Source organism: Acidovorax sp. Root275 (assembly GCF_001428965.1).
GTDB lineage: Bacteria > Pseudomonadota > Gammaproteobacteria > Burkholderiales > Burkholderiaceae_C > Acidovorax > Acidovorax radicis.
In genome coordinates, this window is the sequence record NZ_LMJH01000008.1 from 990,849 (window position 1) to 1,012,719 (window position 21,871).

General features: G+C 63.1%; 15 protein-coding genes. 5 read left to right on the top strand and 10 right to left on the bottom strand.

Going from position 1 to position 21,871, the window contains the following annotated elements; genetic code table 11:
* Positions 1–45 precede the first annotated feature (45 nt).
* Positions 46–1,542, top strand: coding sequence for an efflux transporter outer membrane subunit (locus ASE52_RS14590; RefSeq protein ID WP_057227012.1), 1,497 nt, complete (start codon positions 46–48; stop codon positions 1,540–1,542).
* Positions 1,543–1,887: 345 nt separating this feature from the next.
* On the opposite strand, the gene ASE52_RS14595 is transcribed toward ASE52_RS14590, so the two are convergent.
* Complete coding sequence (locus ASE52_RS14595) at positions 1,888–3,060, bottom strand: pyridoxal phosphate-dependent aminotransferase (protein WP_057227015.1); 1,173 nt, start codon at positions 3,058–3,060, stop codon at positions 1,888–1,890.
* A 78-nt stretch (positions 3,061–3,138) separates the two neighbouring features.
* On the opposite strand from ASE52_RS14595, the gene ASE52_RS14600 reads away from it, so the two are divergent.
* The 3 genes from ASE52_RS14600 to ASE52_RS14610 all read left to right on the top strand — a co-directional run bounded on the left by ASE52_RS14600 (position 3,139) and on the right by ASE52_RS14610 (position 6,033).
* On the top strand, positions 3,139–4,575 hold the full coding sequence (locus tag ASE52_RS14600; RefSeq protein WP_057227017.1) for an NAD-dependent succinate-semialdehyde dehydrogenase: 1,437 nt from the start codon (positions 3,139–3,141) through the stop codon (positions 4,573–4,575).
* Positions 4,576–4,802: 227 nt separating this feature from the next.
* On the top strand, positions 4,803–5,375 hold the full coding sequence (locus ASE52_RS14605) for a MarR family transcriptional regulator (protein WP_057227019.1): 573 nt from the start codon (positions 4,803–4,805) through the stop codon (positions 5,373–5,375).
* On the top strand, positions 5,353–6,033 hold the full coding sequence (locus ASE52_RS14610) for a GNAT family N-acetyltransferase (protein ID WP_057227021.1): 681 nt from the start codon (positions 5,353–5,355) through the stop codon (positions 6,031–6,033). The genes ASE52_RS14605 and ASE52_RS14610 overlap by 23 nt, the downstream gene beginning before the upstream one ends.
* 305 nt (positions 6,034–6,338) lie before the next feature.
* Here ASE52_RS14610 and ASE52_RS14615 read toward each other — a convergent pair whose 3' ends face one another.
* The 4 genes from ASE52_RS14615 to ASE52_RS25705 form a co-directional block, all read right to left on the bottom strand.
* A complete protein-coding gene (locus tag ASE52_RS14615; RefSeq protein ID WP_010464039.1) occupies positions 6,339–7,307 on the bottom strand; it encodes a porin in 969 nt (322 codons plus the stop codon).
* A 283-nt stretch (positions 7,308–7,590) separates the two neighbouring features.
* Positions 7,591–8,298 carry an IPTL-CTERM sorting domain-containing protein gene (locus ASE52_RS14620; protein WP_158004163.1) on the bottom strand — a complete coding sequence of 236 codons (708 nt, stop codon included), beginning with the start codon at positions 8,296–8,298 and terminating at the stop codon, positions 7,591–7,593.
* A gap of 186 nt (positions 8,299–8,484) precedes the next feature.
* Positions 8,485–9,759: a helix-turn-helix transcriptional regulator gene (locus tag ASE52_RS14625; protein WP_057227025.1), complete on the bottom strand. Its 1,275-nt coding sequence runs from the start codon at positions 9,757–9,759 to the stop codon at positions 8,485–8,487.
* Positions 9,749–10,240, bottom strand: a complete 492-nt coding sequence (locus ASE52_RS25705) for a hypothetical protein (RefSeq protein ID WP_140426234.1) — start codon at positions 10,238–10,240, stop codon at positions 9,749–9,751. Before ASE52_RS25705 ends, ASE52_RS14625 begins: the two co-directional genes overlap by 11 nt.
* Before the next feature lie 307 nt (positions 10,241–10,547).
* On the opposite strand from ASE52_RS25705, the gene ASE52_RS14630 reads away from it, so the two are divergent.
* The gene (locus tag ASE52_RS14630) at positions 10,548–14,441 is read left to right on the top strand and encodes an IPTL-CTERM sorting domain-containing protein (RefSeq protein WP_057227027.1); all 3,894 of its coding nucleotides are present in this window, start codon (positions 10,548–10,550) and stop codon (positions 14,439–14,441) included.
* 212 nt (positions 14,442–14,653) lie between these two features.
* Here the strand turns inward: ASE52_RS14630 and ASE52_RS25170 are convergent, their stop codons facing one another.
* The 5 genes from ASE52_RS25170 to ASE52_RS14645 form a co-directional block, all read right to left on the bottom strand.
* Positions 14,654–15,862: an FAD-dependent oxidoreductase gene (locus ASE52_RS25170; protein ID WP_082606880.1), complete on the bottom strand. Its 1,209-nt coding sequence runs from the start codon at positions 15,860–15,862 to the stop codon at positions 14,654–14,656.
* A gap of 5 nt (positions 15,863–15,867) precedes the next feature.
* Positions 15,868–16,281 carry an FdtA/QdtA family cupin domain-containing protein gene (locus tag ASE52_RS25175; protein ID WP_010464043.1) on the bottom strand — a complete coding sequence of 138 codons (414 nt, stop codon included), beginning with the start codon at positions 16,279–16,281 and terminating at the stop codon, positions 15,868–15,870.
* On the bottom strand, positions 16,281–17,117 hold the full coding sequence (locus ASE52_RS14635; RefSeq protein WP_198928108.1) for a glycosyltransferase family A protein: 837 nt from the start codon (positions 17,115–17,117) through the stop codon (positions 16,281–16,283). The genes ASE52_RS25175 and ASE52_RS14635 overlap by 1 nt, the downstream gene beginning before the upstream one ends.
* Before the next feature lie 210 nt (positions 17,118–17,327).
* Positions 17,328–19,505 carry a TonB-dependent siderophore receptor gene (locus ASE52_RS14640; RefSeq protein WP_057227033.1) on the bottom strand — a complete coding sequence of 726 codons (2,178 nt, stop codon included), beginning with the start codon at positions 19,503–19,505 and terminating at the stop codon, positions 17,328–17,330.
* Between the two features lie 114 nt (positions 19,506–19,619).
* Entirely contained in the window at positions 19,620–21,761 is a 2,142-nt protein-coding gene (locus ASE52_RS14645) for a TonB-dependent siderophore receptor (protein ID WP_057227035.1), read from the bottom strand.
* Positions 21,762–21,871: the final 110 nt, after the last annotated feature.

The window sequence follows — 21,871 nt, forward strand, 5'->3', positions numbered from 1 at the left end:
GCCGCTGAATGCGGCGGGTGCATCGGCCGGGGCAGGAGACCAACCATGACCGATTTGCTATTGAAGAAAAACTCCTCCGACGGTGCCCTCGCAGCGCGCAAGCGCAGCCTGCTGGCGCCCCTGGCCGCCGCCCTGGTGCTGGCCGGTTGCATGACGCAGCCCGTGGCCCCCGCGCCGCATGCGGGTGTGCCTGTGCCCACCAGTTTCACCGCAGGCGGCGACGCACTGCCCACGGCGCCCTGGACAGTCGCTGACCCCGCCGAGGCGCAGCCGCGCGGCGAGTGGTGGCTCGGTTTTCAAGACCCGGTGCTGGCCGATTTGATCCAGCGCTCGGGCAACGCCAACACCAGCATTCAGCAGGCCGCAGCGCGATTGGCCGAAGCGCGCACGCTGCTGCGCTCGGCAGACGCCGCGCGCTCCGTCCAGGTCGGTGCCTCTGCAGGTGTTTCTCGCCAGGGGGGTGCCAACACCACCGGCAGCGCGGCACCCGCCACGCTGGGCACGGCAGGGCTCAATGCCTCGTACGAGCTGGACCTGTTTGGTCGCCTCTCGCAAACCAGCGACGCTGCACGTCTGGACGCCGACACGCGCGAGGCCCTGCTGCAAAGCACGCGCTTGATGGTGCAGGCCGACGTGGCGCAAACCTATCTGCAGCTGCGCGCCGTGCAGGCCGAGCAGGTGCTGGTGCAAGAGAGCCTGTCTGCCTACGAAGGCACGCTGCGCCTCACGCAGCGCCGCCTGCAGGCCGGCGACGTGGCCGAGCTGGATGTGGCCCGCGTGCAGACGGAAGTGGCGGCCACCGAATCCGAAGCATTGGCCCTGCAACGCCAGCAAGCGTTGTTGACCAACGCGCTGGCCGTGCTGGCGGGCGAGGTGGCCAGCGGCTTTGTGTTGCCGCCCGCCACGGGCGACGCCGCGCTGCCAGTGATTCCGCCGGGCGTGCCCGGCACGGTGCTGGCGCGCCGGCCCGATGTGTCGGCCGCGCAAACCGCCGTGCTGGCCGCGCAAGCGCGCGTGGGCGTGGCGCAGAAGGCGTGGTTCCCGGCCGTCACGCTCACGGGCAATGCGGGGCACGCGTCGCCGGAGCTGGGTGATTTGTTCAAGTGGTCGGCCCGTGCCTGGGGTGTGAGTGCACTGCTGTCGCTGCCGATCTTTGACGGCGGCCAGCGCGACGCGCAGATCGAGGGCGCGAAGGCCCGGCTGGAAGCTGCGCTGGCGGACCACCGGGGTCAGGTGCTCAACGCGTTTCGTGACGTGGAGGATCAGCTGACCTCGCTGCGTTTGCTGTCCGGCCAGGCCGAGGCGCAGGGGCGTGCGGTGACTGCGGCGCGGCGGGCGACGCAGTTGTCGGATGCGCGGTATCGCAATGGCTTGGTGAGCCAGCTGGAGTTGCTGGACGCGCGGCGCAGTGAGTTGCGCAATCGGCGGCAGGAGCTGCAGGTGCGGACGGCGCAGTATGTGGCGACGGTGGGGTTGATTCGGGCGCTCGGAGGCGGGTGGGGGGATCAGCCCGCTGTGAAGGTGGCGCAGGTGTCGCAGTAGTTTTTGGGTGATTTTTGGCTGCTAGCGCTTATCTATAAAGCGTTAGCAGCTATTGTTTTTGTAGTTTCAGATATCCCTCTCTCCGTTCGGGCTGAGCCTGTCGAAGCCTGGGCTTGTGTGCTGATCTGGCCGCGTGCCTTTGCAAAGGGCGGAGGCCGGGAGTCGCCAGCCGGGGCGACATCCCGGCTTCCGCCTTGAACACAGGCATGTCGCCCGATCAGCACCCCGGCTTTGACAAGCTCAACCCGAACGGCAGGAGCAAGAACCAATAGCTATAAAAATAATAGCTACTAGCGCTCATCCCACAAGCGCTAGCGGCAAAAATCGTTCAAAAATCTCTCTCCATCACCCCTTCCACCACCCCCTCAACCTTCCCACCCCTTCCTCCAGCCTCCCCACATCCCGACTCGCAAAACACCACCGCAGCCACCCCGCCGCTTCACCCCCAAACGCGCTGCCCGGCGCCAACCCCAGTCCCGCCTCCCGCACCAGCCGCTTGGCCAGCGTCAGACACTCGTCATGCCCGTCGATACGGAAAAACGCATACATGCCCCCACGCGGCGTGGCCACCGACACTCCTGGCACCTCGGCCAGCAACGGCACTAGCGTGTCGCGGCAGGTTTTCAGGTGAGTCACCAGCGCAGGCGTCACCTCATCCGTGCGCTGCAGCGCCACCGTGGCCCCGCGCTGCACAAACACCGGCGCGCACGAGGTGTTGAATTCGATCAATTTGCCCACGGCAGGCGTCATGGACGGCGGTAGCACTAGCCAGCCCAGTCGCCAGCCGGTCATCAAAAAACTCTTGGAAAAGCTGTGCGTCACGATCAGCTGGTCCTCGGGCTCGGCCACGTCCAGAAAGCTGGGGGCCGCGCTGTTGGACGTGTCGCCCGCGTAGTACAGCCGTTCGTACACCTCGTCCGCCAGGATCCAGGTGCCTGTGCGGCGGCAGTGCGCCAGGATGGTGGCCTGTTCCTCGCGCGTCAGCGTCCAGCCCGTGGGGTTGTTGGGCGCATTGACGACGAGGAGGCGCGTGCCGGGTGTGATGGCCGCCAGCAGCGCATCCATGTCCAGCCGCCACGCGCCGTCTGCATCCGCCACCAGCGGCACGGTGCGCACCTGTGCGCCCAGAATGCGCGGCTGCGCCACCAGGTTGGGCCACACGGGCGTCACCAGCACCACTTCGTCGCCCGCATCCACCAGCGCCTGCACGGCCACCATCAGGCCGTTGACGCCGCCGGAGGTGACCGCAATGCGGTCAAACCACGCATCGGTGTGCTGCTGCGGGTGCAGGCCGTGCATGTAGCCCGCAATCGCGTGGCGCAGCTCGGGCAGGCCCAGGTTGTGGGCGTAAAAGGTCTCGCCCTTTTGCAGCGACGCAATGGCCGCGTCGCGGATGAAATCGGGCGTCACCTCGTCGCTCTCGCCAAACCAGAACTTCAGCACATCGCTGCGCCCCAGGCCCTCGTTGGCCACCTCGCGGATGCGCGACTCTTCGAGGCTTTGGACTACTTCTCGCATGCAATCTCCTTGAAATACACAGCCATCATCGCAGGCGTATAGTCGTTTTTTTTGATTTTTTGGCTGACCCCAACGCTCATGACCTATCCCAACACCCAGCTCTTCATCGCAGGCCAGTGGCAAGACGCCGCCGAAGGCAAAACCATTGCCGTGTTCAACCCCTCCACCGGCAAAGAAATCGGCCGCGTGGCCTATGCCACCAAGGGGGATCTGGACCGCGCATTGGACGCCGCACAAAAGGGCTTTGAAGCCTGGCGCGACATCCCCGCCGCCGAGCGCGCCAAGACCATGCGGCGCGCCGCTGCACTGATGCGCGAACGCGCCGATGCGATTGCCGCCATCATGGTGCAAGAGCAGGGCAAGCCCCTGGCCGAGGCCAAGGTCGAAACCATGGCCTCGGCCGATATCATCGAATGGTTTGCCGACGAATCACTGCGGGTTTATGGCCGCATCGTGCCTTCGCGCAACCTCAAGGCCACGCAGATGGTGCTCAAGGACCCCGTGGGCCCCGTCGCCGCGTTCACGCCGTGGAACTTTCCTATCAACCAGGTGGTGCGCAAGCTGGCCGCCGCGCTGGGTGCGGGCTGCTCCATCCTGGTGAAGGCACCCGAAGAAACCCCCGCCAGCCCGGCCGAGCTGATCCGCGCATTTGCCGATGCCGGCGTGCCCGCTGGCACCGTGGGCCTGGTCTATGGCGACCCGGCTGAAATCTCCAGCTACCTGATCCCGCACCCCATCATCCGCAAGGTCACGTTCACCGGCTCCACGCCCGTGGGTAAGCAGCTGGCAGCGCTGGCGGGCAAGCACATGAAGCGCGTGACCATGGAGCTGGGCGGCCACGCGCCGGTGATCGTGGCGGAGGACGCTGACCTCGAGTTGGCCATCAAGATCTCCAGCGGTTCCAAGTTCCGCAACGCAGGCCAGGTCTGCATCTCGCCCACGCGCTACCTGGTGCACGAAAGCATTCGCGCCGACTTCGTGGCCGCGTTCGCCAAGTACGCCCAGGGCCTGAAGGTGGGCGACGGCCTGACCGCAGGCACGCAGATGGGACCGCTGGCCAACCCCCGCCGCATCACCGCCATGGCCGATCTGATGGCCGACGCCGTGCAGCAGGGCGCCACGCTGGTAACGGGTGGCGAGCGCATTGGCAGCGAAGGCAACTTCTTCCAGCCCACCGTGCTGAACGACGTGCCCCTGTCGGCCCGCATCGTCAACGAAGAACCCTTTGGCCCGGTGGCCGCCGTGCGCGGGTTCACCAAGATCGAAGACGCCATTGCCGAGGCCAACCGCCTGCCGTTTGGCCTGGCCGGCTACGCCTTCACCACCTCGCTGAAAAATGCACACCTGCTGGCGCAGCGTCTGGAAGTGGGCATGTTGTGGATCAACCAGGCCGCTGCACCAGCGGCCGAGCTGCCGTTTGGCGGGCTCAAGGATTCGGGCTATGGCTCGGAAGGGGGCCCGGAAGCCATCGAGGCGCACCTGAACACGCGCCTGGTGTCGATCATGAACGTTTAAGGGGCTGGATGCCCGGCACGCCTGGGCTGCGCGCATCCCCGCAGCCTGGGTAACTCAGTCAGGGCCTGCGGGCGATCTTTTAGGAGCATTCCTGTGAGATCGTCTGCAGGCTTTTGTTTTTGTGCGTTGGAAATCAACCTGGCAGGAAGTGCCAAGGCAGCTGTAAAGAAATCCGTTGACGTAGGCTGTCAAATGCATATCATGATATATATCTAAGGCAATAAACCATGATCGAAGACGTCGTCAAGGAACTCGGATTCCTCACTCTGGGCACGCGCTTCAAGCGCATTGGCGAGGCGCTGCAGGCCCAAACGCAGTCACTGCTGACTGAACATGGCATCGATATGCCAGCAGCGCATTTCCCGCTCTTGGCGGCACTGGACTGGCATGGCGCACTGGGCGTGGGCGAGCTGAGCCAGGCCGTCGGCGTCAGCCAGCCTGTGGTCACCCGCTCCTTGAAAGGGCTGGAAGACAGCGGGTTGGTGCAGTCGGAGGCGGTGGAGGGCGATCGGCGTGTGCGCCGCGTAGCGCTCAGCCCGCAAGGCCAGGCACTGGTCCAGCGGGCGCAACGCGATGTCTGGCCCGTGCTGGAAGCCTCGGTCGCCCAGGTTTGTGCGTCGCTTGAAGGTCCTTTGCTGGACCAGTTGGCTGCCCTGGAAGCGGGGCTTGCGCGCACGTCGCTCCTGCAGCGCTCGGCGGCCTCCATCGCCACGGAGCAAGCCACCCGCAAGCGCAAGGGCAAAAGCACTCCCACTACCCAGGAAAGGAAAAAACACGATGACCACGATCAACCCTTTTGACCGCCCCGTCTGGGCATCGCTGACCTTTGCGCCCGATCTGGCCGAAGGCGGCGGCCTGGCCAAACGCTACCGGCGCGATGTCAATTTGTTTGCGTCGGCCCGAGACGACGATGGCGCCAGCCTGGCGGCGGTAGCCGACCTGGTGACCGAGGGAGAATCGGTCTTCGTGCTGCAAGCGCAACCCATCCCGGTACCCAAGGGGATGCAGGTCCTTCGCCGAGCCCAGGGCGTGCAGATGTTGGCCGGCCGGGCCATTGCTGCAGAGACTGGTGCCGAGGTGGTTGTGGCGCTTGGCGATGCCGACGCTGCCGAGATGCTGGCCTTGGCGCGGCTGACCGAGCCCGGTCCGTTCCTTGCGCGCACCCACACCATGGGCCGCTTCGTGGGTATCCGGTCTGACGGCGTTCTGGTGGCCATGGCGGGGGAACGCATGCGTTTTGAGGGCGGTACGGAGGTCAGCGGTGTGTGTGTTCATCCTGATTTTCGGGGGCGCGGCTTTGCCCGTCGGCTTTCATCGGTGGTCGCACACGCCATTCAGCAACGCGGGGACCAACCTTTTCTGCATGCCTGGACCACCAACGAAGCGGCCATTGCCTTGTACGAAAGCCTGGGGTTTGAGATTCGCACCGAAATGCAGGTGGCCGTGCTGGGGCGGTGATCGCTTGATCCGCGACGCATGTGGTCCATCGCGGGCGGACTGCGCCAAGTGGGGGCGTTTGGCGGGCATCGAGAGGTTTTTGGCACTTTATTGTGCAAGCTTGGCAGTCTGCCGGTTCTAGCGCAGTTTGTGTTGCACGGTGTGAGAGGGGGGGCGCAAGGCAATCCCCCGCATTCCCCGTGGCAACTGTCCGTCCATGCACTTTCGCCGGGCGCAAAAAAAACCCGCACTCCCAAAAGAAGTGCGGGGTAAATAGCTGTGTCTCTGCCCTCCCACCAGTTAGGGCAGCAGCGGGTGTGGGGCCATCAGAAGTTGTGGCGCACGCCCATGGCGAAGGAGCTGAAGTCGTTGCCCGCAGTGGCCACGCCGTAGCTGGCGTTGTGGTTGTTGTTGATGCGGGTGTAGTAGGTGTAGATCTTGGTGCGCTTGCTCAGGTTGTAGTTGTAGCCCACCGTGTATTGGGTGGCAGCGCTGTCGGCCACGTGGGAGTACTTGCCCGCACGGCCCACGTTCAGGTGGAACTCGGACACGCCCATGATGTAGGCGCCCGACAGGCGCACGTTGGTGCGGTTGCCGCCGTTGGCGATGAACACGTTCTTGTCGCGTTGCACGTAGGCGCCGACCACGAAGGGACCGGTCGAGTACGAAGCACGCACTGCGAACTGGTTCTGGTCGTCCAGCTTGGAGTAGCCAGCGCCCAAGCCCAGCTTGCCGATTTCGTAGTTGGCGGCCAGGTCGAGGCTGTTCTTGCCGCCGGTGCCGTTGGCTTGCTCGTGCATGGCCCAGCCCGCTTCTACCGTTGCGCCGCCAAAGCTGGGGGTGCGGTAGGCGATCTTGTTCACGTCGCGTGCAGGGTAGGCGTACAGCGCATCCGACGACGAACCGGTGTCGTGGTTGTGGTTGCTGATGAAGTCAGCGGTGGCGTAGTAGGACTCCGAAGTGAAGTTGCCCAGACGCACCATGCCGAAGCCGCCAGCCAGGTTCACTTCGCTCTGGCGCGCGAAGATGCCGCGGGAGTCCGAAGCGCCGCTGCTGGAGTCAAAGCCGCTTTCCAGCTGGAAGCCTGCCATCAAACCGCCGCCCAGATCTTCCTGGCCCTTGAAGCCGAAGCGGGAGGAGTTGTTGAACAGGCCGGTCTTGGAGACATTGCCTTCTTTTTGGTGCTCGAACGTGGTGTTGATCCGGCCGTACAGGGTGACGCTGCTCTGGGCAAGCGCAGCAGATGTCCCAACCAGGGCCAGCGCGGCCACGGCGCAGCGGTTAATCGTTTTCATTAGCAAGGTTTCCTTTATCAAATTTTGTTTGATGACAAATCATCACGGGCCAAAACACATGGGGTACATGCCTTCGGGCCGTCGCTACAAGCAAGCTTTATGCCTGTGGTGATGTGAGTTGCACATTGCAACGGAGAAGGATGCTACTGGGCGGAAATAGGCGGCGCCACAGGGGTAAACACCTTTTGGCCTGCGGATGTGGGTGGCAAACAACAAGCCGCGCCGGAAACAGGGGCTCCGCGGGCTTCACAACACAGGAGCACGCTGCAAAAGTATGTTCGAGCTAGCCGCGAATTTGCTTCGGATGCCCAGTTCCAGCAGGTTGCCGGGAATGGCGGCGCAGGCGGCGAGCGCCGACGACTGCTGTCGCTAAACCCAGCAGCACCATGGTCCACTCGCCCAGGGTGGGAACAGCAGTTGCAGCTTCGGGGCTGGCGAACGCGGAACACGGCCCACTGAACGGCTGGGGGGCGCTCCAGTTGGCGATGTTCATCTGTACGCCGGGTCCTGAGTCTCGGAAGGTGCGATAGCCGCTCGTGCTATCTGCAAAAACGGCGTTGCCGCCATTGGCGAACCAATGCACCGGTGCTGTCAAGGCAACGCCGCTGGCGGTGTAAGCACCGGCGGGAATCATGGTGTCGCGTACCTCGGTAAAGATCGAGGTCAACGCACCCACTGCGTTGGTCGTAGTGGTGCCCACGACCGTGGGTAGCCGAGCCACGAGGTCTTGCGCGAACACCACATTGCCCGTGTTGTTCATGCGCCAGATGGTGCAAGTCAGGTGCGCGCCTATCCAGAGCTGGTTGATGGCCGTGTTGTCGTCGCGGTTGTCGAAAACGAGGGTGACGGTGTAGTTTTGGCCGTTGATGATTTCCGGCATCAAAGAGTCGCTGATGGTGCCGGTGTAGGTGATGGCAAAAGGCGTGGCTCCCGCGCAGGCGCAGGCGCCTGCGAGCGCCACGGCGGTAGCGTATTGGCGGAGGCGGCGCAAGGGCGCTCCGGGAGCGGTGGATGTTCGTGTAAGAGATGGCATGGAGCACGCAAAAAATGCTGGAAGGAATTCCCGTCACACAATGTGCCCGGGGCTCCAGCGATTCTTGGGAACACGCCATGCCGCGTCATGGACGGCAGCGACAATCGTTGTGCCCAATGCGACATGGGCACTGCGTAGAGCCGCTCAGCCCGTCAGTCCGCGCGCCTCGCTCGGTGTCATGCCGAAGTGGCGGCGAAACGCCCGACTGAAGGCGGAGAAGTCGTCAAAACCGCTATCCAGCGCAATCTCCAGCACGCGGCGGTGGCGCTGCGCGGGGTCGCTCAGCATGTCCCGCGCCCGCTGTAGTCGCGCCTGTCGCACGAAATCGGAAAAGCAAGTGTCCTCGCGCGCGAACAGGCGCTGCACCTGGCGCGGCGTGAGATGGTGCTGGCGCGCGATCTGTTCCAGGCTCAGTTCAGGCCGGTCGATGCGGGCCAGGATGTCGCGCCGGATCAGCGCCAGGCGCGGCACATCGATCGCATCATGCTGGTGCGGTTGTATGCCTCGGGCCATAGGCACAAGCACGTCCGCGATCAGCATGGCACGCGGTGTATCGCCAAAAGCGCCCATTGTTTCCGAAGGCCGCAGCGCCCATGTGCACGCGGGAATCGGGCGACCTTGCAAATCCTGCAGTGCAAAGGACTGGCGGTCCACGCGCTCTGGGGTTTGCGGATACTCCCCCTCCGCCAGTTTCAGCCCGTGGAGAGCCCGCAAAAGCGCCTCTTCCGCTTGCGCACTGGGGCAACCGACATAGCCGCTACGCGCAACGATCACCTCAGCTTCGCTCAACAACTGCTGCGCGGCAGCATTGGCATGCACTACAAAGCGATCCGGTCCCAGAAGCAAAATGGGGCGCTCTGCCTGCTCAATCATCAGCTGGCCAGTGCTCGCTCGGCGCCCGTTGGCTGAGCGCCGGTATTCTGCGAAAGCTTTCTTGATATGCACGAACAGGCTTGCCAGGCTCGCATCTGCTGCGGCGTCGAACCGCCCCTGCGCGGGGCTGCGGAGCAACCCGAAAAAGACGACAAAATCCTCGTCCTCCGCCACCTTTCCGCCCGACATGTAGCGCACACCGTGAACCGACCAGAAGTTTCGGTAGTACGGATGACCCTGCGCCTCTCGGGCTGGAATTAAGTCGTCAGAGTTGAACACGGTGCCCGGAGGTTGCACCGCGACATGGGCCAAGTGTGGATCCAGGCGGTGGTATTCGCACAGGTAGTCCAGCACGCCCTCCATGGGTGAGCCGGATGAGTGCAGCGTCAACGCCATGCGGCCCGTGCGGCGATCCACTGCCACCAGTTGGCAAAAGCGTCCTTTGAACTGATCGACCAACACTTGCAGCACTTCGTGCCAAGGCCGCGTGCCCGTGGCTGATTGGTACAGGTTGTGGACCAGTCCCTCATATTGCTCAGATGTCACAAAGCCTCTCTACTCTTTTGCTGTCCGATAGCTCACAAACCCACATCGGCATGCCGTGCGTGTGTGTGTGCCAAAAAGGGTTCGCGGCCGAAAGGGCGCGGCTCACAGGATTATTCTCCGGCCTTGAATGCAAATTCTTCCGCTCGTCAGATTGGCTTTGTGCTGCTTCTAGCAGCCGTCGCACCATCCCACGCACTCTCATCACCTCGGTTGCCAAAGCCGACGCCGGACGAGGCCTGAGCCTCGGGCAGCGGAAGGTGCGAGAAATTCCGCGAAGCGATGGTGTGAAAAGGCCGAGAACCTGTTCAAGGCCTTTCACCGCATCTGCTTTGCAGCAAGTCAGCACGAGAAGACGATTTTGAACAGGCTCTTGAGGCCCGCGCCGAAGAACATCGGCGTTGGGCTTTTTTACTTGTGCTCCCAATATCTCGGAGAGACCAGCGTCTTGATCGGGCAGCTGTTCGCTATTGGTGTGAATCATGAGCCGACCTCGCAGCGAAACAGCGCACCCGGGTTGGTGGTGCCGCAGCGCGAGAAAAAAGAGCGACGCATCGCACCCATCCACTGTCATTGAAGCGATCAATTAAAAGATAGTTGTTTATTGAAAATCATGATTTACTGCGTGCACTTATAAATATCAGGGAGTGGGCGCAGTGAAGAAACTAACCAGAAAATCTGCCTTTTTGCAGGCGCTTTGTTGCATCGGCCTGGCGTGGATTTTTCTCACTGCGGCTTCCTCGGCCCTTGCTGGGGCTCCCTCGGCACCCGCCTTCCACCCCCCCGGCATCTTGTTCATCGAGAGCAACGTGGCCGACTACCAGCAGTTGATGGCTGAGGCCGGGGCGGATTTCGAGGTTGTGTTACTGGATGCCCAGGCTGACGGCTTGCGCCAGATGGCCGATGTGTTGGCCGAGCGAAAGAATCTTGCCGCTGTGCATTTGATTTCGCACGGCACCAAGGGTGCATTGGGTTTGGGTTCCCTGACACTTGACCGCCAGGCGCTGCGGGAGCGGGGAGCGGACTTGGCGCGCATTCGTGCGGCCTTTGGGAGCGGGGCCGATCTGCTGTTGTACGGTTGTGAGGTAGCCCATGGCGCTGAGGGCCAGGAGTTCATAGCCATGTTGGCCGATGCCACCGGTGCGCGGGTGGCGGCGTCTACCAATTTCACTGGGGATGCCGCGCAAGGCGGCGACTGGCTGCTGGAGCGGCGTACTGGTCCGCTGCGCAGTGCGGTGCTGGCCTTTCCCTCCTATCGCCACGTGCTGCCTGCCGTAGCCGGCACCTTGTCGATCAATCCGACCCTCGCGGACAACACGTTCACGGTACCCAAGTTCCTCGACAGCAACCTGTCGGCCCAGATCCATTTTCCCAACATCGAATACGAGATCTACTTCGCCAACGTCGGCAATACGCTCAGCGGCAATGTCACGAACTTCGATCTGACCAGCAGCGGCAGCAACTCAATGCTGATCTTCAACACGTTGAACCCGGTCGGCGCGCTTGTCATCAAAAGCCAGTCGAACCGCCTGTTCGGCATCACCAGTTTCGTCATCCAGGACGTGCAGGCGCTGGGAGCGACCTATACCGCCACCGGCTACCGCAACGGCGCGGCAACGGTCGCCGGCTATCCCTTTGTTGCCGATGCGGGCGGCTCCAACGTCACCGTCAATCTGCCGGGGGGCTTCAGAAATGTCGACGAGGTCCGCATCACCACTACCGGCAGCCTCGGCGCGCCCAACCAGCTGTGGCAGGAAGGTTTCAACAACTTCGTGTTCACCGAGCCCACCGGCAATGCCGACTTGAGTGCCCTGTCGGCGTCGTCCGGCGGCTTTTCATTCTTGGCCGCCACGACCAGCTACGGCTTCACGGTCGCCAACGCAATAACCAGCACGACTGTCACGCCAACGGTCGACACTCCGGGCGCAACCGTCACCATTAACGGTGTGACCGTTGCCAGCGGCGCTGCTTCGGGTGCGATCGCGTTGAACGTCGGCTCCAACACCATCACCACCGTCGTCACGGCCCTCGACGGGAGCACCACCAAGACCTACACCATCACCGTCACGCGCGACGCTCCACCCTCGAGCAATGCCGACCTGAGCAACCTAGCGCTCTCGGCAGGTACTTTGAACCCCGTGTTCGCCTCGGGCACCACCTCCTACACGGCCAGCGTGCCCTTCACTACAACGTCGCTCACCGCCACGCCCGCCGTGGCCGACGCCACTGCCAGCGTCACCGTCAACGGGGTCGCTGTCACCAGCGGCAATGCGTCGGGGGCCATTGCGTTGGCAGTGGGCTCCAACACGATTACCACCGTCGTGACCGCCCAGGACGGCACCACGACCAGCACCTACACCGCCACGGTCACCCGCGCCGCCGCGTCGGGCAACAACCAATTGGGCGCGCTGTCGCTTTCAAGCGGGACCCTGGCCCCAGTGTTTGCCTCGGGCACCACCGGCTACACGGCCAGTGTGGGCAATGCCACCACCTCGCTGACCGTCACCCCAACCGTGGCCGATGCCACCGCCAGCGTCACTGTCAATGGCGTGGCCACCACCAGCGGCAACGCCTCGGGCGCGATTGCGCTGAACGTCGGCAGCAACACCATCACCGTCGCCGTCACCGCGCAGAACGGCACGCCGCTGAGCTACACCGTGACCGTGACCCGGGCCGGGTCGTCCAATGCCGACTTGTCTGCGCTGTCGCTGTCCAGCGGCACCTTGGCGCCTGTGTTTGCAGCGGGCACCACCAGCTACACGGCCAGCGTCAGCAACGCCACCACCTCGCTCACCGTGACCCCGACCGTGGCCGCCGGTACCGCTAGCGTCACCGTGAACGGTGTGGCCACGACCAGCGGCAATGCCTCTGGCGCGATTGCGCTGAATGTAGGCAGCAACACCCTGACCACGGTCGTTACGGCCCAGGATGGCACCACGACCAAGACGTATACCGTCACCGTGACCCGTGCCGCGTCGTCCAACGCTGACTTGTCTGCGCTGAGCCTCTCTAACGGCACCCTGAGCCCGGTGTTCGCGTCGGGCACGACGGGCTATGTCGCCTCCATCGCGGCCGGCACCTCCAGCCTTACCGTCACCTCCACCGCGGCCGCGGGCACCTCCAGCATCACCGTCAACGGGGTGGCTGTCACCAGCGGGGCCGCCTCGGGTGCCATCGCGATGAACCCGGGCAGTAACACGGTCACCATCGTCGTCACCGCCCAGAACAGCGCGACCAAAAGCTACACCGTGACCATCACGCGCGCGCTGCCTTCGAGTGACGCTGATCTGTCTGCACTGTCCCTGTCCAGTGGCACCTTGGCGCCTGCCTTTGCCGCTGGCACCATCAGCTACACGGCCAGCGTCGGCAACGCCACCACCTCACTCACCGTGACGCCCACCGTGGCCGATGCCACTGCCAGCGTCACAGTGAACGGGGTGGCCACCACCAGCGGCAATGCCTCGGGCGCGATTGCGCTGGCGGTGGGTGCCAACACCATTACCACCGTCGTGACAGCGCAGGATGGCACCACCACCAAGACCTACACCGTGACGGTGACGCGGGCGGGATCGGGCGACGCCAACCTGTCGGCCCTGGCGTTGCCGGGCGGCAGCATCAGCCCGGCGTTTGCGCCGAGCACCACGGGCTACACGATGTCGATCGCGGCCGCGACCACCAGCATCACCGTCACGCCGACGGTCAATGAACCGAACGCCACGGTGACGGTCAACGGCTTTGCCGTGGCCAGCGGCAATGCCTCCGGCGCCATCGCCATGAACACCGGTGCGAACACCGTCACGGTCGTGGTCACCGCGCAGAATGGCACCACCAAGACCTACACGGTCACCGTGACGCGTGCGGTCTCGTCGAATAACGATCTGGGCGCATTGTTGTTGTCGAGCGGCACCCTGAGCCCGGTATTCAGCGCGGCCCAGCAGAACTACACCGCTACCGTGCCCGACAGCTCCATCACCGTCACCCCGACCGTGGCCGATGGCAGTGCGAGTGTTATCGTCAACGGCGTTGCCACGCCCAGCGGCAACGCGTCGGCCCCCATTGCGCTGAACGTCGGCAACAACGTGGTCACCGTGCAAGTGACCGCCCAGAGCGGCTCCACCAAAAACTACACGGTCACCGTGACGCGTTCGCGACCCACCACGGCGACGGGCACCAGCCCCACCGGAGGAGGCACGATGAATGCCAGCCTGTCGGGGCCGGCGGGCTGCGGGTTTGACCAGGCGAATTTCATCCCTCGCACCGGAGGCGTGGGCTCGCCGCCTTCCGGGGGCACGGCCGGGTATGTGTTTCCCCAGGGCTTGTTCGATGTGATCGTCGGAGGTTGCCCCAATGGTGCCGCCGTGACCATCACGCTGACCTATCCACAGCCGTTCCCATCCGGTGCTGTGTACATGAAATACGGCCCTACGCCGAGCCAGGGCGCTTCCCACTGGTACCCGTTCCCCGGAGCGACGATCACCGGCAATACAGTCACGCTGGTACTTACGGATGGCGGTTTGGGGGATGATGATCTAGTGCTGAATGGCGCTATCCCGGATCCGGGCGGTGTGGCATTAGCCGCGGCCTCTACAGGGATTCCAACGCTTTCCCAGTGGGGTGTGCTGTTGTTGTCCTTGATGCTGGCTGCAATAGCCGTTCTCTGGACTGGTGCCCCGTCTCGTGAATAACTGGTACTTATCGCGCGTACCAGTGAGGTATCTTTGAAACGGAGATACCGCGATGAGGGCAGGCAGACCGAAGACTGAACTGGTGCCGTCGGAGGAGGTGCGTTCGCAGCGGCTGTCGTTTGCTCGACGCCGCTCGCTGCCTGCGGTGGTAAGCAATCAAGGAGATTTTGAGAAACTATCAATCACACCGAAATGTGATAATTATTCCACGTTTATATGATATTTTCTACCAGTGCCTGAGCCAGGGCGGGCGCCGTTGAGTATTTTCCGGTGTCGATGGAAATATAGTTTCCCAATTTTGTGGTTCCATAATCAGAACGGCGGTGCAGCGTTGATTTTCGATCCGAAAGTTCTCCTTGGCCGGCGGCAAAAACCCATCCGCCTTCAAGGGTGGAACGCTCTGCTTGCTCGCGAATTTGCGCTACCCATGGCAATAAAGCTTGAAGATGGTTGAGAATGGAATTCGATATGTCCTCAGCATTTTGGGAAGCTAAATGAGGCTCCGGTGGGGAAATGTTAGGGCTGTCTACACGCAAACCATCGGGATACCAGGAGAGGTAAAAATCACGCCCGTTGTAGTTTTTTATGTCTCCGAATGGCCCGGTGGCGATGACAGCGCAAGGGGTATGAACCGGTTCTGCAGTGCGCAAGAAAAGCGATTGACGGTATCTGTTCGACCAAACTCCTGTCGGCTCTAGTCCCGCAGTTCGATCTATCGCCAAACGGCCTTGCCAGAGCGAATTTATTACGTAATCGTATGGGCCAAATATGCCTGCGGAAGTCTCTATTTTCCACGTGCCGTTGATGCCCATCTCTGCGGGCCGTGCCGCCATGACACGGGTTCCCATAAATTGTCGAATCAATTTTTCAGCGCCCATCGCGGGTATAAACCGCTCGGCGACCCAATTGGTATCAACGGATCTTTCTGGAACCCGGAAACCGGCAACAATATCTGGCGACGATGTGAAGCCAGCCAGTTCAGAAGAGCTCAGCTGGTGAACCCGACTTTCAGACGCATCTGCTAGATATCGCGCTGCATCCGGGTGAGATCGCACGCGCTCAACGACTTTCTCCATGTACGTCTTCATTTCCGATGCAGAAGTCACGGATTTGCGATGGCAAAAAAACAGGTCGTCTTCGGAGGTAATGGCTGGAGCGAGGGACGTGCCGATCAATTCCTCTATCAATGGACGAAATCTGAGACCGCCGGGAATGACGTGATCCGCCGTGCTTAGTGAAGGATCTGCGCTGTAGAGGCATCCTAAGTGGATTTTTCCTTCGTTCCATCGGCTCGCCGCACTGAACGGTTGTTCTGCCATATCGAAGATGGATACTTCGATCCCTTTGCGCGCAAAAAAAAGCGCTGCAGAGCAGCCCATGATTCCAGCGCCAAGGATGGCAATTCGGGGGGGATTTCGCATATGTATTAATTCCAGGTCGAGACATATGATCCGGGATCATAAGGTTCGCTGGCCAATACCAAAAGCGCGGAATTCGAGACCAAATAAGTCTGGCGGCACCACACGCCAGCACCTAACAGGAGGCCTGGTCCCGCCGCCGTCAGCACAGTATCAACTTCTTCGTGCCCCTTTCTTAGCAAGAGGCCGATCTTTCCATGCAAGCAAATGAGCAGTTGTTCCCCGCTGCGGTGGCCATGCTCCCCCCGAATGGATCCGGTTGGGGCGTCTGTCACCGTGAATGCTCGGCGTGGCTTGAAGGGTAGGCTATCAAAATCGAGCGGCAGCAGATTGCCTCGCTCATCAGTGTGGGTGGGGAGATCAATGAAGCGGACTCGCCCTTCAAACCAGGTGGAACAGAGGGGTGAAGCGATGGTGTTCATCACTTTTCCTCTTTTTTCAGATCTGGATTGTTTTGGTAGAGCCATCTCGCCAAAGGGCTAGCGAGCGTCATTTTTTGCTCAGTAGTGAGGTCGGAAATCCAAATTTCGCGCATTATGGCGGCGTAGACTTCATAGAGTTGGCGTTTGGAAAATTCCCAGCCGCGGGATAAACTGCCCGGCTTATAATACTTATAACACAGGGTTTGGGGAACGCGTGCGAATTCTCCCAGCAAGCTCATATGGAACAGCCAAGGCCAATCTGCGGAAAAATCTCCTGCGCGATGGGTTTTAAGGCCGTTGATTTGTCGCGCTTGTTTGAGGCGAAATAGCCCTCGATTGGGCACCCACCATTTGTTATTTCCACTCATCATGAGTGCACCCCGTTGGACCGGGTCACGAACACCCTCAAGCTCAGTGAATACCCAGTGCTCTTGAGTTCCGTTGGTATTTGTAAGATGCACGTCCGAATAACTCATGACAACCTCTGGCCGCATGTCCAGCACTTCTGCCAGCAGCCTGATGTATTCGGGTTTTAGGATGTCATCGTGAAACGCAAACAGTACATAATCCGCGTCGGTCTGATTCAATAAAAAGTTGCAGTTGCCCACATACCCTAGCCGATGCGGTTGCAAGATCACCCTGAAGCGTGAGTCTTTCTGAGCATGCGCCATGCAAATCTCATAAGTTGAATCACTGCATTCATCGACAGAGACGACAACTTCCAGGTGAGGGTAAGTCTGCGCGGAGAGACAGTCGAGGGTTGCTTGGATGAATGCCGCAGACTGCCACGCCGGGACAAGCGCGGCCACTTTCGAGGGCTTTGGACTAGGTTGCATGGGCTTGGTAAAGTGAACTCCAATTCCCAGTGTAGTAGACCTAGATGGGGTCGTTGAGGGGTCGGCAAGCCCACGTCGCGCTGGCTGCTTGCGTGCATGCCACAGCAGAGTCGGGTGGGCAAATTCGGGATGTAGCGCGATATGCCAACAGCCTGAATACCTCCCGGAAACCGCTTGCATCCGTCGCTTGCGGTCTCCCCTTCATGGCCATCAAAACCGGTACGTCGAAGTCAACGTATACGTCCGCGCCTCCCCGTAGAAGCAATCGCCCCGCGCCAGGCACTGGGTGATGTGCACCTTGTCCGCCAGATTGACCACGTTGAAGGCCACGCGCCAGTCGCCAGCGTCGTACGCCACCATGGCATCGGCTAGCGTGGCGGCCGGGGTGCTGATGGCGCTGGTGCCGCTCCACTGCGAGCCGGTGTAGCGCACGCCGGCGCCCACTGTCCAGCCGCCGCGGCCTTCGCTGGCGAAACGGTGGCTCAGCCAGGTCGAAGCCGTGTGGCGAGGGGTGCTCGCCACGGGCAGGCCCTGGTCGCCGGTGTTGCTGCGGCTGATCTTGGCATCAGTGAAGGCATAGCCCACGGTCCAGTCCCAGTTGCGGGCGAGGCTGGCGGTCATCTCGGCCTCGAAGCCCTTGACCTTCACTTCGCCGATCTGCAGGCTGTTGAGCGGGTTGGTCGGGTCGGTGGTCTTGCGGTTCTTCTCCCGCAACTGGTAGACGGCGGCAAAGGCGCTGATGCCCTGGCCCGGGGGCTGCCATTTCACGCCGGCCTCCCATTGTTCGCCGCGCTGGGGCTTGAAGGGGACGCCGTAAAGGTTGGCGCCACCCAGGGGCTGGAAGGATTCGGAATAGCCCGCATAGGGTGCCCATCCGCCATCCATCTGGTAGGTCACGCCAGCGCGCTTGGTCCAGGCCTTGTCGTCTGCCGCTGCTGCGGGGCGGCCTTCGGTGTCGCTCTTGGCGTTGTCGTGGCGCAGGCCCAGCGTGGCCGTGAAGCGGCCCCACTTGATCTGATCCTGGGCGTAGAAGCCCAGCTGGCGCTGCTCCACGCTGGGCACGCGTGCCAGGGCCGATGCCGATGGCGCCGTGAAGTTGCCGTAGACGGGGTTGTACACGTCGATGGCGGGCGCCACAGACCTCCAGCTTTGCTGGCCCCAGTGGTTGCGCTGCACGTCCAGGCCGCCCAGCACGGTGTGCTCGGTGTCACCCCAGCGCAGCTTGCCTTCGACCTGGGTATCGACCAGCAGCATGCGTGCGGTGCCCAGTGTCCACGATGCGTCGCGCAGCACGGTGCGGTTGTCTGCATTGAACACGGGGCGCGCGGGGCGGCCCAGCGCGGCGTTGGCGGCAAAGCTGGTGTACAGCGTGCGGTAGTCCACCTCGCTCACGCTGCGGCGCAGGTTCTGGCGCACGGTCCAGGCGCTGTCGATTTGGTGGCTGAACAGGTAGCCCCAGGAGGTGCTTTCGGAGTTGTAGCGGTCCCAGCCCGGCTCGCTGATGAAGGTGGAGGTGGGGATCTGGCCGTAACGGTTGGGCAACTGCGTGCCCTGCCAGGGGAAGAAGCCGATCAGCGATCCGCTCTTGTCCTTCTGGTGCGTGAACTGCAGCGTGAGCGAGGTGGCGGCGCTGGGCTTCCAGGTCACGGTGGGGGCGATCACCAGGCGGTCATCGCGCACGTGGTCCACCTGTGTGTCGCTGTCGCGGCCCACGGCCACCAGGCGGTAGAGCCACTGGCCGTCTTCGGTGAGTTTGCCAGTCATGTCTGCGGCGATCTGCTTGCGCGCATGGTTGCCCAGCTGCACCTGCACCTCGCGCAGCGGCTCGGCCTGCGGGCGTTTGCTGGTGAGGTTGAGTACGCCACCCACACTGCCCTGGCCGTACAGCACCGACGAGGGGCCGCGCAAGAACTCCACGCGCTCCAGCGTGTATGGATCGGGCCGCGTGTCGTTCCAGTAGCCGATGAAGCGCACCATGCCGTCCAGGTACTGCGTCACGTCGCCGCCGCGCGCCTTGAAGGTGTCCTGGCGACTGTCGAAGTAGTTGGACACGGCACCTGCCGTGTAAGCCGTCACCTGGCGCAGCGTTTGCACACCCTGGGCCTCCATCTGGTCGCGGGTGATCACGCTGATGGCCTGCGGCGTTTCGATGAGCGGCGTGTCGGTCTTGGTGGCGCTGAGCGCACGTTTTGCCACAAAGCCTGTGACGGGCGCCGTGGGGTTTTGCTGTTCAGCGCCCGCATTGACGGTGACAGGGGCAAGCGCCTTTTCCGCAGTGGGTTCGGTGGTGCCAGGGGCCGTGGCCTGCTGCGCGTGGGTGGCGCCACACAGGGCCAGCAAGGCCGCGTGCGCGATGGCGGTGCGGCAGGCGGTGATGCCAGGTTTCATGGTGCTGTTTCTCCGATCGTTGAAAAAGTATTCAGGCCCGCAGGCGACAGGCCATGGTCATCACGCGCCCGGCTTCGGGCCCTTGGGTGGTGGTGGGGTGGTGGCGCTTGGCCGTCAGAACGTGTAGTCCAGCGACACCTGCAGGCTGCGTGGCGTGCCCGGCACGACGGCGCCAAAGCCGGCCGTGGTGGTCGTTCCGTCCAGGTAGTAGCGGCGGTTGGCGGCGTTTTTCAGGTTGGCCTGCAGCCGCACGCCGCCCGCAAACTGGTAGCCCACGGCCAGGTCGACCACGGTGTAGCCCGGCAGGCGCCACTTGTTGTCGTTGGCGATGAACTTGTCGCCCTGGTGCACCAGGCCGCCGCCGACCCACAGGCCGGGCAGTTGCGGCAAGCGGTACTGCGTCCAAAGTGATGCGTTGCGGCGCGTGGCCAGCGCGACGCGGTTGCCCACGTTGGCCCCGGCGGTGGTGTCGGCCAGCACCTTGGGGTTTTGGAAGCTGGCCTGGGCCGTCACCGTCCAGCCGGGGGTGATGCGGCCTTGCAGCTCCAGCTCCACGCCCTTGATGCGCTGGCGCGCGGTCAGCACCGAGTAGCCGGGGTGCAGCGGGTCGGTGGCGGGCGCGTTGGTCAGCTCTAGGTCGAAAGCCGACACCGTGGTCATCAGGCGCTGGTCCAGCCACTCCTGCTTCCAGCCCACTTCCAGCTGTTTGCCTTCGGAGGGCGGCGCGGCGCGGTCGCCCCAGATCAGCGTGCCCGAGTTGGCCTGGAACGAGCGTGCGTAGCTGGTGTACACCATGCTGCCCGGGCACACTTCCCAGCTCAGCGCGGCGCTGGGCTGGGTCTGGCTCAGGTCGGTGACGGGCGTGGTGTAGGCGTCTTTGAACTTGTCATGGCGCAGGCCCAGCAGCAGGCCGAAATCGCCCAGCACCATGCGGTCCTGCACGAACACGCCGGTGTTGCGGGCGTCGGAGGAGAGCTTGCCCACGCCGGTGGAGGCCACGGGTGGCACCAGGCCTGCGACGGGGTTGTAGAGATCGATGGCGCCCAGGTTGCCCGTGGTGCGCGCGCCATAGAAGCCCGCAATGGCGCGCCAGTCCAACCCCGCCAGCATCGTGTGTTTGACCGCGCCGGTTTGCAGCTGTGCGCGCAGTTCGGCCAGCGCGGTGTCCGACGTGTATTTTTGTCCCGGCGCCATCCAGTAGGTGCGCGCCACGCGGCCGTTGGTCACCGGGCCCATGGGCGACACGATGTTCACGTTGCGAAAGGTCTCGTTGCGCGACAGGTGCACGCGACCTTCCAGCTGGTCCGTCAAACGGTGCTGCAGCTCGGTGGAATAAAAGCGCAGATGGCCGTCGGTCTTCAACCAGGGCTCGCCGTAAAACGCGCCCACTGGCAGCACGTCGGCGCTGCGTGGATTCTTGGGGTCTGGCACCGCCAGACCGGAGGTGGAAGTGCCGTCGATGCTTTGGGTCTCCGCCTGCGCGCGCCAGACGGTGTCGGGCGTGATCTGCCACTCCAGGCTGCCTGCAATGCCTTGCTTGCGCGGGGTGTTGCCATCCACAAAACTGCCGCCCCGGCTGGCGCCGCCGTCGAGCCGGTAGCGCAGCGTGCCGTCGGCATTGAGCGGGCCAGTCAGGTCGAACTCGGCGCTGCGCCAGCCATGGCTGCCGGCGCCGATCTTCACGGTGCGCAGTGGGTCGGCCTGGGGCCGCTTGCTCACGTAGTTGACCAGGCCGCCAGGCGCGACCTGGCCGAACTCCAGCGCGGCGGGGCCCTTGATCACCTCGACACGTTCGATGTTGAACAGCGGCGGGTCCAGCAGGTGGACGAACTTGGCGCCATCGCGCAGGAAGTTGAAGGTGTTGTTGGCCCACAGCCCGCGGATGGAGAACTGCGAGTACGAGCCGTAGTACTCGCTGCGCGTGGAGATGCCCGAGGCATTGCGCAGCACGTCGCGCTCGGTGGTGGCCATCTGCTGCTCCAGCAGCGCGTTGTCGATCACGCTGACCGAGCGCGGCGTCTCCAGCACCGACAGGCCCAGGCGCGAGCTGCTTTGCGCGCGCCGTGCGGGCGTTGCGGCGGCGCCTGCCGTGGAGTCGATGACATCGACCTGGCGCAAGGAGGGAGCGGCTGTTGGAGCGTCTGCGGGTATGGGGGCCGGTGCGGGTGCTGTGCTGTTCTGCGCGAACGCGGTGCCGCACACAGCCAGCAGCGCGGCGTGCGCTACAGCGGTGCGCAAGAGATTGGGGTGAATCATGGCGCTATCGAATTAGTAGCTGTCAGCGCTTTTACATAAAGCGCTACAACCCGTTTTTAGTGATATGAATGCCAGCCGCCCGAGCGTGCCAAGGCAGTACCACGCGCCGC

What these genes read in the sequence shown, in the direction of transcription:
- ASE52_RS14590 (WP_057227012.1), top strand. Translation starts at nt 46, where the DNA reads ATGACCGATTTGCTATTGAAGAAAAACTCCTCCGACGGTGCCCTCGCA.
- ASE52_RS14595 (WP_057227015.1), bottom strand. Translation starts at nt 3,060, where the DNA reads ATGCGAGAAGTAGTCCAAAGCCTCGAAGAGTCGCGCATCCGCGAGGTG.
- ASE52_RS14600 (WP_057227017.1), top strand. Translation starts at nt 3,139, where the DNA reads ATGACCTATCCCAACACCCAGCTCTTCATCGCAGGCCAGTGGCAAGAC.
- ASE52_RS14605 (WP_057227019.1), top strand. Translation starts at nt 4,803, where the DNA reads ATGATCGAAGACGTCGTCAAGGAACTCGGATTCCTCACTCTGGGCACG.
- ASE52_RS14610 (WP_057227021.1), top strand. Translation starts at nt 5,353, where the DNA reads ATGACCACGATCAACCCTTTTGACCGCCCCGTCTGGGCATCGCTGACC.
- ASE52_RS14615 (WP_010464039.1), bottom strand. Translation starts at nt 7,307, where the DNA reads ATGAAAACGATTAACCGCTGCGCCGTGGCCGCGCTGGCCCTGGTTGGG.
- ASE52_RS25705 (WP_140426234.1), bottom strand. Translation starts at nt 10,240, where the DNA reads ATGATTCACACCAATAGCGAACAGCTGCCCGATCAAGACGCTGGTCTC.
- ASE52_RS25170 (WP_082606880.1), bottom strand. Translation starts at nt 15,862, where the DNA reads ATGCGAAATCCCCCCCGAATTGCCATCCTTGGCGCTGGAATCATGGGC.
- ASE52_RS25175 (WP_010464043.1), bottom strand. Translation starts at nt 16,281, where the DNA reads ATGAACACCATCGCTTCACCCCTCTGTTCCACCTGGTTTGAAGGGCGA.
- ASE52_RS14635 (WP_198928108.1), bottom strand. Translation starts at nt 17,117, where the DNA reads ATGCAACCTAGTCCAAAGCCCTCGAAAGTGGCCGCGCTTGTCCCGGCG.
- ASE52_RS14640 (WP_057227033.1), bottom strand. Translation starts at nt 19,505, where the DNA reads ATGAAACCTGGCATCACCGCCTGCCGCACCGCCATCGCGCACGCGGCC.
- ASE52_RS14645 (WP_057227035.1), bottom strand. Translation starts at nt 21,761, where the DNA reads ATGATTCACCCCAATCTCTTGCGCACCGCTGTAGCGCACGCCGCGCTG.